Annotated in this window: 8 protein-coding genes and 3 pseudogenes; 3 read left to right on the forward strand and 8 right to left on the reverse strand. The window is 49.7% G+C overall.

Annotation, left to right across the window (positions count from 1 at the left end; all coding sequences use genetic code 11):
• From ACTWJ7_RS24930 to ACTWJ7_RS24960, 7 genes and pseudogenes are all read right to left on the reverse strand, one after another.
• Positions 1 to 507, reverse strand: a complete 507-nt coding sequence (locus ACTWJ7_RS24930) for an acyl-CoA thioesterase (RefSeq protein WP_094936670.1) — start codon at positions 505 to 507, stop codon at positions 1 to 3.
• A gap of 127 nt (positions 508 to 634) precedes the next feature.
• A complete protein-coding gene (gene pyk, locus ACTWJ7_RS24935) occupies positions 635 to 2,062 on the reverse strand; it encodes a pyruvate kinase (protein ID WP_024629134.1) in 1,428 nt (475 codons plus the stop codon).
• 106 nt (positions 2,063 to 2,168) lie between these two features.
• Positions 2,169 to 3,199, reverse strand: a pseudogene (locus ACTWJ7_RS24940) (acetyl-CoA carboxylase carboxyltransferase subunit alpha).
• Positions 3,200 to 4,093, reverse strand: coding sequence for an acetyl-CoA carboxylase, carboxyltransferase subunit beta (gene accD, locus ACTWJ7_RS24945; protein ID WP_024629132.1), 894 nt, complete (start codon positions 4,091 to 4,093; stop codon positions 3,200 to 3,202).
• Between the two features lie 405 nt (positions 4,094 to 4,498).
• Positions 4,499 to 4,687: a hypothetical protein gene (locus ACTWJ7_RS24950; RefSeq protein WP_017689496.1), complete on the reverse strand. Its 189-nt coding sequence runs from the start codon at positions 4,685 to 4,687 to the stop codon at positions 4,499 to 4,501.
• A gap of 293 nt (positions 4,688 to 4,980) precedes the next feature.
• On the reverse strand, positions 4,981 to 5,472 hold the full coding sequence (locus tag ACTWJ7_RS24955) for a phosphatidylglycerophosphatase A family protein (RefSeq protein WP_079345929.1): 492 nt from the start codon (positions 5,470 to 5,472) through the stop codon (positions 4,981 to 4,983).
• Between the two features lie 325 nt (positions 5,473 to 5,797).
• A pseudogene (locus tag ACTWJ7_RS24960) lies at positions 5,798 to 9,883 on the reverse strand (DNA polymerase III subunit alpha).
• Positions 9,884 to 10,193: 310 nt separating this feature from the next.
• Here ACTWJ7_RS24960 and ACTWJ7_RS24965 point away from each other — a divergent pair.
• The 3 genes and pseudogenes from ACTWJ7_RS24965 (at position 10,194) to ACTWJ7_RS24975 (ending at position 11,472) form a co-directional block, all read left to right on the forward strand.
• Entirely contained in the window at positions 10,194 to 10,523 is a 330-nt protein-coding gene (locus ACTWJ7_RS24965) for a YtrH family sporulation protein (RefSeq protein WP_024629128.1), read from the forward strand.
• A gap of 21 nt (positions 10,524 to 10,544) precedes the next feature.
• Positions 10,545 to 11,032, forward strand: a pseudogene (locus tag ACTWJ7_RS24970) (hypothetical protein).
• 98 nt (positions 11,033 to 11,130) lie between these two features.
• Positions 11,131 to 11,472 (forward strand): YtpI family protein, encoded by a 342-nt coding sequence (locus tag ACTWJ7_RS24975; RefSeq protein WP_024629126.1) that lies wholly within the window; start codon positions 11,131 to 11,133, stop codon positions 11,470 to 11,472.
• A 160-nt stretch (positions 11,473 to 11,632) separates the two neighbouring features.
• Here ACTWJ7_RS24975 and ACTWJ7_RS24980 read toward each other — a convergent pair whose 3' ends face one another.
• A complete protein-coding gene (locus ACTWJ7_RS24980) occupies positions 11,633 to 12,967 on the reverse strand; it encodes a DRTGG domain-containing protein (RefSeq protein ID WP_301879490.1) in 1,335 nt (444 codons plus the stop codon).
• Positions 12,968 to 13,165: the final 198 nt, after the last annotated feature.

The raw sequence follows: 13,165 nt of genomic DNA on the forward strand, positions 1-13,165 counted from the left end.
TTACCCCTTTCCTGAAAGCCACACTTTCTCAAGTGCGCTGTAGAGCTCAGAAGCTGCCTTATCCAGCCGGACTGGCTTCCAGTCCCCATTGACCCATACATGCTGGGTAGAGCCTGTAACCAATCGTTCACCAGGAAGGGACTCATCCGATGACCATACTCGTTGCCCAATGCCTATCTGCTCATTGAGGTCTGCAGTTATACGCCTTATGTCATACTCATAGTTCAGTCGCAGACCGCTAAATGCAGCAATACGGGTGAAAATGATGATTTCATCATCATACCGGGCAGGTTTATGATATTTCACATCCAGTCCGGTTACCGGAAGCAGTAACCCCTGTTCCTCCATTTTACGATATGTATACCCCATTTGGCGAATCATCTCGGTTCGACCGATTTCAAACCAATTCAAATAATTGGCGTGATAGACCACACCCATCTGATCACTTTCTTGATAACGCACGCGAAGGCGTGCCGTGTACCAATCGCCATTGCTTTGTTGTTGCATGTTATCGGCCTCCTTCGATATACCAATCCTTACGTATTCAGCGGCAATAAAGTGTCATAAAGATGGAAAAAAAGCAACGGGACGCAAACGCCCCATTGCTTTATCCTGTTGCTTCTCTTCCGAACAATTATGCGTTGTTTGGAATTTGGCTTACTTTGATCAGGTTGGTGGAACCGGAACGACCCAAAGGTACACCCGCTGTAATGACAACCAGGTCTCCTTCTTTTACAAGTCCGGACTTCACGCCGCCTTCAATTGCATTTTCAAACAAAGCGTCAGTGGAATCAACAAGTCTTCCTTTGACTGGTGTTACACCCCAAGCCAAGCAAAGACGACGGGAAGTTCTGTCTTCCGTTGTCACCGCGATGATTGGAGATTCTGGACGATATTTAGAAATCATGCGTGCTGTATGACCGGATTCAGTCGAAGTAATGATCGCTTTAGCGTTCAGATCTTGAGCTGACAGGGCAACAGATTGGCTGATTGCTTCAGTAACTGTTGTTTGTTGAGCAACACGTTGTTTCAGATACAGCTCTTGGTAAGGCAGAGCGGATTCTGCTTTTTCGGCAATACGGGACATCGTCAGAACGGATTCAACTGGGTATTTACCCGCAGCTGTCTCACCAGACAACATGATCGCATCTGTACCGTCGAAGATCGCATTGGCTACGTCACTTGCTTCTGCACGTGTTGGACGTGGGTTGCGCTGCATGGAATCCAGCATTTGTGTAGCTGTGATAACCGGTTTGCCTGCAACGTTACATTTTTCGATCATGCGTTTTTGTACCAATGGTACTTCTTCCGCAGGAATCTCTACACCCAGGTCTCCACGAGCAACCATCAGGCCATCGGACACTTCAAGGATTTCATCCAGGTTGTCCACACCTTGTTGGTTCTCAATTTTGGAGATGATTTGGATATGTCCGGCATTGTGTTTCTCAAGCAATTCACGAATCTCAAGAACGTCACTTGCTTTACGAACAAAAGAAGCCGCGATGAAATCGACACCTTGCTCGATACCGAAGACGATATCGTTGGCATCTTTTTCGGTAATACCCGGCAGAGAAATGGCAACGCCTGGAACGTTAACACCTTTTTTGCTTTTGATTGTACCGCCGTTAACGATACGGCATTTGATCTCGGTACCTTGCACTTCCACCACAGTCAGTCCGATCAGACCGTCGTCGATCAGAATTGTAGATCCCGGTTCAACATCACTCGGAAGATCTGTATACGTAATGGAGAGACGTTCTTTGGTGCCCAGAATTTCTTCTGTTGTCAAAGTGATGTACTCGTCTTGAACCAGTTCAATTGGCTCCACTTCGAGTTTACCTGTCCGAATTTCCGGTCCTTTGGTGTCCAGCAAGATCGCTACTGTCTTGTTCAGCTCTTCGCATGCTTGGCGAATTGCTGTGATCCGTCCGCCGTGCTCATCGAAATCACCGTGGGAGAAGTTCAAACGGGCCACATTCATACCGGCCATAATCAATTTTTTGGTGTTCTCCAATGATTCACTGGATGGACCAATCGTACATACAATCTTTGTTTTGCGCATTTTGGGTTTCCTCCGATTTTAAAGGTCTATCTTTTTTATCTATTTTTCTTTTTCCAACTATTAAATTTACTATACTTTTGCTCGTTTGTATAGGAAATTCGTCATATCATTCAGCATTTCCCGACAAATTACCCGCTGTATCGACTTCAACAGGCACTTGAGTGGCTTCAATCTGCACTTCAGGTTCAAACGTGACTGATCCAATTTTACGGAATTTCTCATACCGATCCTGCTTCAATTGGTCACCGGTCCAGCCTTTCATCTCATCCAGATGGCGAATCAAAGCCTCGCTGATCGCAGCCGCAGATTCTTCATAATCCTTATGAGCACCACCGCGTGGCTCGGGAATTATTTCTTCAATGACCTCCATCTCCAGAAGGTCTTTGGCCGTTATTTTCATCGCTTCGGCTGCCTGATCTGCCTTGGATGCATCTTTCCAAAGAATGGATGCAGCACCATTCGGAGAGATCGCAGAATAAATCGCATGCTCCAGCATCAACACACGATTACCCACAGCCATAGCAAGGGCCCCGCCGCTTCCGCCTTCGCCGATGACCACCACAATAACAGGCACCGAGAGCTTCGCCATTTCCAGCAGGTTACGGGCAATAGCTTCCGATTGACCTCTCTCTTCAGCAGTATTACCCGGATAAGCCCCTTTAGTATCAACGAATGTAATAATTGGACGACCAAATTTGTTTGCTTGCTTCATCAGACGCAGCCCTTTTCGGAATCCTTCCGGATGTGCGCTCCCAAAAAAGCGGGCGATATTATCCTTCGTATCTTTCCCCGCTGTTGGCCGATGACCGTTACGGTTTGTCCGTTCAGCTTCGCGAGTCCGCCAATAACCGCCAGATCGTCTCCAAACATGCGGTCGCCGTGCAACTCAATGAAATCCGTAAATATCAGCTGGATCAGATCCAGTGCCGTCGGACGCTGCTGATGCCGCGCCAGATGCATTTTCTGTGCGGCCGTTATACCAGAATAAATCTCTTCTTCAAGTCTATGATAACGTTCTTCCAGGCGGGCAATTTCGTCGGTGAAGTCGATGCCTTTTTCCTGTCCAAACTGTACGAGCTCTTCGATCTTTTTGCGCATCTCAACCAGAGGCGCTTCATATGGCAACTCACCCGCCATTCAGACCCCTCCTTTTTCACTATGCATGTCTAGAAGCTTGCCAAGGGTGGCTCGAAGTTCCTTCCGATGGACCACCAAGTCCAGCTGACCGTGCTGCATATTAAATTCTGCCGTCTGGAAATCGTCAGGCAGTTTCTGACGGATCGTCTGCTCAATGACGATTCTGCCGGCAAAGCCAAATACAGCTCCCGGCTCGGCAATATTGATATCACCAAGGCTCGCAAAACTGGCTGAAACTCCGCCTGTCGTCGGATCAGTAATGACCGAAATATACAAGCCGCCCTGTTCATCCAAACGGGACAAAGCCGCACTTGTTTTTGCCATTTGCATAAGGCTAAGAATACTTTCCTGCATTCGGGCTCCCCCGGAAGTTGAGAAAATGATCAGAGGCAAACGTTTTTCTGTTGCAAGCTCAATCGCACGGGTAATTTTCTCCCCTACAACCGAGCCCATACTGCCTGTAAAGAAGTCGAAGCTCATAACAGCAACAACTACAGGCAAACCTTCTATGGTTCCCTCACCTGTAATGACAGCTTCCTTCAAGCCTGACTTCAGGCGCTGTTGCTCCAATTTGTTACTATATCCAGGGAAGTCAAGCGGATTAACCGATATCATATCAGCGTCATGCTCCACAAACCCTTGCTCATCTAGAACCATGGCAATACGTTCCATTGCGTTCAAACGCATATGATAACCGCAAGCCGGACATACTTTCAGGTTTTTCTCCAATTCCTTGCTATATTGAATCGTGCCGCATTTGCTGCACTTGTTCATAAGCCCTTCAGGTATTTCACGTTTTGGACGTTCTCCAGCTTCCTGACCTTCGCCACGAAGCGCACGCTCGGAAGGTATGGTCGCGTACTTCCGTTTTTTCTGGAATATATCTTTGAACACAACTACACCTCTCCAGCCGTTGATTTGATGGCCGCAACCTGCAGTCCGTTGCATGTAGCAACTTCATCCGCGCGCTGCGGTAAACCGCTTACGACCCATACGCTGCCATGGGCCTTGTCCAGCATTCACAACAAAAAAATCCGCCGGTATAAGGCAAGGATCAGCGGCTTCTGTCAGCACGATTGATGTTACCTGCAATAACCGAAAGATTGTTGCGCTGATGTTTGAATCTGTCTTGGTAGGGTCTCTGTAAGCAATCTGGTCGGTCCTTGTCCTAACAAAAAAGAAGGAAGGACAGCAGCATACAATACATGCAAGTCGATTCCTCTTTCCGCTTGCGCGGTCAGTCCCTTATGTACCATTGGTACTTCTTCATCTGCCAAGGCACGTCTGATATCGAATGAATCAGGAATGCAGAATCGAATTCAACACTTCCTGAACCTCTTCCAATTCCCCTGAAGGGACGCGAATCTCAAATTGCTGCTTGGATAAACTGATGGGACGGGTCTGTACCAGAAAACCTTCTTCCGAAAGCTTGGTCTTAATCTTGTCCGCAACCTTTGCTGTCGGTGCAATGTAAATCACCGTCCACATGCCATGTCCGCCCCCTAAGCTAATGTTCAGAGCCCGTATATTGGACTAATGATAACATACCTCACTTTTTTTCTGCAAGGAAGGGTTCGGGACCTTTGGGGAGAAAACGAGAACTAGAGGGACATTTGTCCCGCGAGGATAACCGATATGGTTGATGCGATGTTCCTAGAACTTTCCTTCTCAAAAAGGAATTTCAGACCTCTCAGGGCAGCATTAGCCGCCCCCGAAGACCTTCAAGCCAACAAACAAAAGAAAGCAAATACTAAAATAAATGAAAAAACAAATAAAAGGAATCAGATATCCGATGGATATTTCTTGGCTTTAATATTTTTGTGAGCAATTCGAGCAGAAGCGGCTGCGGCTAACCCGGCAACCAGGTCGTCCAGAAAAACATGTATAGCCGGTCCTGCTTCGTTCAGGTCATGAATGACACCAATCTTTTCTTTATCCAGATAACCAAAACTGGTTAAACCGATCATACCATACACATGGGTAATGCCAAGAGCAAGAGTCTCGTCCACTCCATACAGGGATTCATCCGCCTCCATAATTGCCTGCAAAGGTTGCGGCAAAAGGCGTTTCTCAGCAAGCTCGTCGAGGGCTATTCCTGTGTACAACGTATATTGCACCTCACGTTTCTGCAGTACTGATTTTACACTGGTGACACAGTCATCCATAGTCAGTTCCGGGTGGTACCCTTTTTGCAGACGATATACAATTTCCGCGACTGCATCAATCTGTACACCCCGCCGGGCCAGCATGGCTTCTACGATTTCATATGACATATCTCGACCTCCCGCATCGCTCCCCCGAGAACCCCCAGGTCCTTCGGTGTTCTCAAGTGTATGCGGCAAACTCGCAAAATGTTCATAAAAAATGCGGAATGCACAATCACTATGGCACTCTGCTTATCCTATAAATTATGTAAAAATATTCACATATTACATTCTTGCGTTCATTATCTTCTTCGCCTACATACGTGATGTAATTGGTAAAATAAACACAAAAAACCTGCTCGGCAGTTGGCCGAACAGGTTGCATCATTGGGAATAAGAACGTGTCTCAGAGTCATGAGAAAAGCCGAAAACAAATCATTTGCAGGACAACCTCTTATTTAATTTTCACCGTTCCCTCGCCCAGCATTTGCTCCATTTCGGAGAACAAGGAGGGCGAAGGTTTAATGCGATAGGCATCACTCAATGCGAGCAGCTTCTGCTGCTGCTCATAGAAGAGCACCGTCGCTACCGGACCCGAATGCTGCTGAAGCAGCTGCTTCAGTCGGGCCAGAAGCTCTGGCTTCTCCGCCTGCGGGGTGATCTTCACGAACACCCGCTGCTCTACAACCCGCGGGCCACGGCTCTGCTCCGTGCCGCCAGCGGCCTCAGTGGGCCGACGAGCCACGGAAGAGGCCCCATTGGCATGGGCCCCCGCCCCGGGCCCAACCGCAGCGCTGTGCGTTGCTGCCGGGCCCTGGCTACCGCTGCTGTGCGCAGCTCCAGCATTCACGCCTGCGCTGCTGCGCTGTGCTCCGGCCGCCTGCCGTGGCGAAGCCGCCGGGCTCGAAGCACTGCCGCTGCCGGGCTTACCGCGCCGTTCGCGGCTGCGCAGCTGCTGTTCCAGTGCCGCCGGTGACAGCGGCGCCACTTCCTCAGCCAGCAGCTTAAACCCTTCGTCCTGCTGCTGCACCTTGGCACGCACGACGAGCAGTTCACCTTTCCCGACATGCTGCTGGCTGCGCCGCCATACTTCGGGAAAGAGAACCACTTCACAGCGTTCGATCTGGTCTTCCAGCTCCATGAACGCCATAGCCTTGCCCTGTTTCGTCGTAATCGACTTCACAGACACAACCATCCCGGCTGCGACAGCCATCGTATCGTCCGCCGCTTCCGTCAGCTCCATAATGCGGTCTGCGCCGCTGGATTCGAGCACATCTTCGTAGTCATCCAATGGGTGACCAGATAGATACAAACCTAACAGCTCACGCTCCAGCTCCAGCTGCTGACTCCCGGAATAAGGCGGGATTTCAGGATATTCAATCTCCCAGTTTGGCGTCTCGACAAAATCAAATAATTGAATTTGCAGATCCTCACGTTCCTTGCGCCATTTCAGAGCCGCTTCCACGGTCTCATCCAGCATCGCCAGTAACTGCGCACGGTGCCCAGGCAATGTGTCAAAGGCTCCCGCTTGAATAAGCGATTCAATCACACGTTTGTTGCAGACACGCAAATCGACACGTCGACAAAAATCGAGCAAACTGTCGAACGGTCTTTCCTGCCGTACGATCATGATACTCTCCATCGCCTGGGTACCTACATTTTTTACCGCAGCCAGACCGAAACGTATCGCCCCGGTTGCTTTACCTGCATCCGAATTTTGATCCGGCGATCCATCTTGCGCCTGTACAGCAGACATTCCACGCTCTTCAGTGAGCGATGACTCCTCTTCCCCAGTCCCATGCAGACGTTCTGCTGTAGAAACCGTCATCACACCCGAACCTGTTCGATCCTCGGAATGCTCTGGCATAGCCGTCTCTGCCTGCCACCCATATGCACCACCGTCTTCATCGGGTACGGGACCGGATCATCCGGCAGAGGTGCTTCTCCGTATTCCGCATGTCCCGAATAATGATCATCATCATGTACGGCATGTTCGATAGTCAAACCTGCTGTACCGTCCTCACCATGTTCTTCCGCTACATGTTGGGTTTCCGCTGCTTTCCCAGACTTCGTGCTGCTGGATGATGCAAGCACAGGTGTAAACAGAATGCCACTTTCATTCACATCCGGCGGAAGTACATTAATGTTCATACGCCGACATTCCACAACGTACTCTGCCACTTTGCGGTGACTGCCCATAACGGCTGTTAACATGGAGGCCATAAAATGAACAGGATAATGCGCCTTCAGATAAGCCGTCTGGAAAGCCAGCACCCCATACGCCGCGGCATGGGCACGAGGGAAACCATAATTGGCAAACTTGACGATCATGTCATAGACCAGGTCTGCCTCCGCTTCGCTGTATCCTTGCTTGAGACTGCCCTGAACAAAATGTCCTCGTTCAAGATCCAGCACATCCCGCTTCTTCTTGGAAACCGCTCTGCGGAGCAAATCCGCTTCACCGAGAGAAGCCCGCCATCCGGGAAGCAATCTGCATAATTTGTTCCTGATATACAATGATGCCGTACGTATCCTTAAGGATGGACTCCAGATCCGCATGGGGGTAATCCACTTCGATCTGTCCATGTTTGCCCTGAATATATTTGGATATGAATTCCATCGGGCCCGGGCGATACAAGGCCAGTACGGAAATAATATCTTCAAATACACTTGGCTTCAGCTCCTTCAAGACTCGACGCACCCCTGCGGATTCCAACTGGAATATCCCCATCGTGTCGCCTCGACCAAGCATCTCATATGTGAGTGCATCGTCGTCCGCAATATGACGAAAATCCGGAATCTCGCCATGTTCACCAATCCAGCGCAGACAGCGCTCAATAATTGAAAGGGTGCGCAGACCAAGGAAGTCCATTTTGAGCAGTCCAATGGACTCCAGGTTTTCCATGGAATACTGCGTTAAGGCCGTTCCCTCACTGCCCTCCTGAAGCGGAACGGCATCCGTCAGCGGATCACGGGAGATGACGACCCCCGCCGCATGCGTGGAGGCATGACGCGGCATGCCTTCCACCTTCATCGCCATATCGAGCAATTCACGTGTTTTGGGCTTGGTCTCATATAGGGCCTTCAGTTCAGGTGTGCCTTCCATGGCCCGCTGAATGTTAATGCCGAGCTGTGCAGGAATCAGCTTCGCTGCCTTGTCCACCTCGCCGTAAGGCACATTTAGTGCACGTCCGACGTCCCGAACGGCTGCACGGGCTGCCATCGTACCAAAAGTGATAATTTGGGCGACATGGGCTTTGCCGTATTTTTTTGCAACATATTCAATGACTTCATCCCGCCGTTCATCACTGAAGTCAATATCAATATCCGGCATGGAGATCCGTTCCGGATTCAGAAACCGCTCGAAGAGCAGGTTATATTTCATCGGATCAACGTCTGTAATACGCAAAGTATAGGCAACCAGACTACCTGCAGAGGAGCCACGACCCGGCCCGGTGACAATTCCCTGCTGGTGAGAATAAGCGATAAAATCCCATACGATCAGGAAATAATCCGAGAATCCCATACTGTCTATAACCCGGAGTTCATAATCCAGCCGCTGTTCAAGTTCGGCTCTGAGCTCCGTGTCCGTCCAACGCGATGTTTCAGTATAGCGCTTCTCCATTCCCTCTTCGCACAACTGGCGCAGATAGGCAGAAGGACTTTCCCCTTCTGGAAGCGGTCTGTACTCCGGCAAAATCGATTTGCCGAATTCCAGCTGCAGCTCACACGACTCCGCGATGCGAACCGTATTCTCCAATGCTTCGGGCACATGGGGGAACAAACGCGCCATTTCTTGCTCACTCTTGAGATAAAGTTGATTGGTCCCGATGCGCAGTCGGTTCTCATCATCTACCGTTTTACCTGTTCCGATACAGATCAACACATCCTGAAGCTCGGCGTCCTCTTCCGACAGATAGTGCGCATCATTGGTAGCCACCAATGGAATATCAAGCTCTGCTGCCAGACGAATCAGCTGGGGGTTGACTCTTTTTTGTTCAGATAGCCCGTGATCCTGCAGCTCCAGATAGAAATCGGCACCAAAAATGTTTTTGTAACGGAGCGCCGCACGCTTTGCCTCTTCCTCTCGGCCATGCAGAAGATGCTGGGGAACTTCTCCTCCCAGACAAGCACTTAGACAGATGATCCCCTCATGATGGGCGGCCAGACTTTCCATATCAATACGCGGCTTGTAATGGAAGCCTTCCAAATGTCCGATGGAGCATAGTTTCATCAGATTGCGATAACCCGTCATATTTTTGGCCAATAAAATCAGATGATGGATCGGCTGATCCTTGCGGCTTCCCCGCTCTTTGCGAGACCCGGCGGTCATATAAGCCTCACATCCAATGATCGGCTTTATTCCCCGCTCAACGCAGGCTTTATAGAAAGGGATGGCACCATACATTACACCGTGGTCGGTCAATGCCAGCGTAGTCATTCCGAGATCCGCGGCCTTATTCACGAGATCCGGTATACGCGCAGCGCCGTCCAGCAAACTATATTCACTGTGAACGTGCAAATGCACAAAAGAACTCATGTTTTTTTCTTCCTTTCGCCATGGACAGTCGCAGCAAATGCCTTGCATCAGGTGGTTGCTGTACTATCTTCTTCTATCCGTATTTTTCATCCTTCGGGTTCAAACCGAAAGTCGATTTCTGTTTGATGCAAGATGCTGCTATAAATGAAATGAATGAAATATAAGAATTCATTCTAATGAAGAGTGTTTTATTATTCTATTTTATCATAACGTTCGGGGGCACGCCCATACAATAGAAGTACAAGCCGCTCCCCCTGTTCCGGACCGAAGACAGGAGGTGTGCTGCTGGGTCTGAAAGGGGTGTTGCCGGATGAGCACATTTTTGTCCAAAGCTATTCTTGATTTCTTCATTGCGTTTGGGATCGTGCTGGGCGGCGCGATGATTGGAGGTATAGGAGCGGTGGTCTCTCTCCAGCCTCCGACACAGACGATGCTTGATGTCGCCGGGAAAATTAAAATTTGGGCGCTCGCAGCGGCCGTCGGCGGTACAATCGATCCGATGCGGGTGATCGAAAGCAACGTGCTGGACGGCAATCTGTCTCCGGCAGTCAAACAAATTCTGTACCTGATATCCGCGTTTATGGGCGCCCACATGGGTACTGAGCTGGTGAAATGGGTTTGCGGTGGAGGACGGGGTTAACATGACTCCAGGACAGCGCCCATGAGAATCCCGCCTTTTGAACGTTACCGCCCGCTTATGCGCATGACTGCTGTCTTTGTTCTGGGAATGATCGCCGGTTGTGTCGTGTACAACGGTGTATTTCACCTGAGTTACAACGAGTTGTGGCTCAACAATCAGGAGTTGCAGCTTCAGCTGCATCAGAATGAGGAGGATATTAAAACGCTGAAAAAATATAGTAAACGCCAAACCGTCATAAAGGAAATCAAAGTTCGCGCAGAAGATTCTGACAAGGGACCGGACGAGGCCTCCCTGAAAGTGATGCTGCAGAAACTGGGGGATGAACTTGAAGTTCTTAGGGGCCGCGACGTCTTCAACATCGACGAGTACAGTAAAATGACACGTATTATGCTGAACCAAAAAGTGTACGAGGTCAGAGAAAAGAGTATACCGTTCAGGTGAAAACGATGCTGGTGATGGAAGGTGTGCTGCAAGTTTGGGTTCAGATTCGGATGCACGTTCCTGCATAAAAAGCAGATGACAGCTCCAGAAAAAAACTGCCCTTGCCCTCGGCCTGCATGGTACAATAAGGGCAGTAAATGCTTTCCAGAAAAGGAGCTGCGTCTTTGTGTTCATCGATGTACTCAAATATGCCCTGATCGCCATCTTTGCCCTTGCTATGGTCTGCTCAGCTCTGAACAGCATTCGTTCACGCAGGACCACAGATCCCATCGCTACAGGTCTTTATCGTTCATGGACCAACATCTGGATGGGCAGCATGCTGGTTATTCTTGCCCTGATCCTGATGTTTGTCTTTACCGGTTCTACGTTATCTGTCGTTGTGGAAGCGCTATTTCTGATTATGGGGGCGTACAATCTATTCGCTGGGTTACGCAACCGCAGTTACTACGCCCGCATGCAGCAACGTTCAGACAATGGAACTGGCAAGACATCCGGACAATCTGCCTAATACATTTACCGGGATGTCGTCGCATCAAAAGAGAGTATTCCTCCTCAATCGAACAAGCCTGAGCCACATTCATTTCGGGGTTCAGTGCGCTGATTCGATCAGGGGGATACTCTCTTTTCTGAACTCATGATATTTCCCGAACTCTGGATCACTCGCCTTACTAGGCATGGTCAATGGATTGCAGCGTCATCACCGCTTTGCATACCACACTCCCACCACGGGTGATGACAATATCCATTTTACAAGTCCGACGACTCGTCTCCAAAATAATGGGACGAACGAGAATCTGATCTTCAATCTGTACCGGCCGAACAAAATACGTTGTTACATTATCCACCACATGATCATTTCCTGTGACATCCCAGGCTGCGCGCCGTCCCGCCTGTGTCATCACATTCAGCAGAACGCCTTCCGAGATGGTTCCGAGGTCTGTCGCCATCTGAGGAATGATAAACCCGTGGAAAAATAATTCGTTCTGCTCTCCGCGCTCCTCGGCGAACCCGTTCCAGATCAGATGATCAAACGTCTCTCCAAGCTGAGGCTCCTTCTGTGCATCACGCATCGCCTGCAGTACTTCCTTACGTGTGACGGATGCAATCAGTTTACGGTTCCGATCCACAATCGGCAGGAAGTCAATGCCCTCCCACGTCATGATCTGTGCTGCCGAAGCCAGTGAGGTTTGCAGCGAAGCTGTGATCGGGCGGCGTACAACACACTTCTCAATACTCTGATCCTCTCTTAACTCGCTTACATCTTTCAGGCTTACAATGCCGATTACCCGGTTCCATTCATCTACCACCGGGAAGCGATGTTCTCCCGTCTCAGAAACCAGCAGGTGAAAATCCGCGGCTGAACTGGTTACCTTAAGCACCTGAAGGCGGGGTTTCTGACCAATAATGTCCTCAACCAGCATGATTTTTTTCTTAATCAGTCGATCGAAGATCGCACGGTTAATCATTGAAGCCACCGTAAACGTATCATGTCTGGAGGAAATAATGGGCAGACCCAGCTCATCCGCCATCACTCTCACTTCACGGCTTGTACCAAAGCCGCCTGTAATTAACACACCGGCGCCCTGTTCAAGGGCAAGGGAATGTGCGTTGTCCCGGTTCCCGACAATCAACAGACTTCCCGCGTCAATGTACCGGGCCATGGCCTGCTCTTTCATTGCACCGATCACATACTTGTGAAGCGGCTTGGACAGACCGTCACTTCCACCCAGCACATGACCTTCGACAATGGTTACCACATCGGCAAAAGTCAGCTGCTCGGTCATGCCGCGAGGTCTTTTCTCGATCCGCACCGTTCCAATTCGTTCCTTGGTCACGACCAGGCCGAAGTTCTCTGCCTCTTTTACCGCACGATATGCCGTTCCTTCGCTTACACCCAGCTCCCGTGCCAGTCCGCGCACCGATATTTTACTGCCTACCTTCAGTTGTTCAATATGTTGAAGCAGCTGCTCGTGCTTCGTCACGTTTTCTTCCTGTCCGTCCATCTGTACCACCCCCGAAGATGCATCTGTACTATTCTGTATCTATTATAACACGACCTTAGGAAAATAACCCCACTCCTCGTGCCTTTCTCGTAAAGCATCACACTAAATGGATCACAATAATCGGAATATCGAACTAAGGTATACAAAAAAGACCGGCCCCTTCATACAAAGGGAATCCGGCCTTACTTAGACAGATAG

This window comes from Paenibacillus sp. 1A_MP2, from assembly GCF_052244825.1.
Taxonomy (GTDB): Bacteria; Bacillota; Bacilli; order Paenibacillales; family Paenibacillaceae; genus Paenibacillus; species Paenibacillus vandeheii.

Bases quoted from the DNA above. Each gene is read 5' to 3' on its own strand.
- ACTWJ7_RS24980 (WP_301879490.1), bottom strand. From the start codon at position 12,967: ATGGACGGACAGGAAGAAAACGTGACGAAGCACGAGCAGCTGCTTCAA.
- ACTWJ7_RS24965 (WP_024629128.1), top strand. From the start codon at position 10,194: ATGAGCACATTTTTGTCCAAAGCTATTCTTGATTTCTTCATTGCGTTT.
- ACTWJ7_RS24950 (WP_017689496.1), bottom strand. From the start codon at position 4,687: ATGTGGACGGTGATTTACATTGCACCGACAGCAAAGGTTGCGGACAAG.
- ACTWJ7_RS24930 (WP_094936670.1), bottom strand. From the start codon at position 507: ATGCAACAACAAAGCAATGGCGATTGGTACACGGCACGCCTTCGCGTG.
- ACTWJ7_RS24955 (WP_079345929.1), bottom strand. From the start codon at position 5,472: ATGTCATATGAAATCGTAGAAGCCATGCTGGCCCGGCGGGGTGTACAG.
- pyk (WP_024629134.1), bottom strand. From the start codon at position 2,062: ATGCGCAAAACAAAGATTGTATGTACGATTGGTCCATCCAGTGAATCA.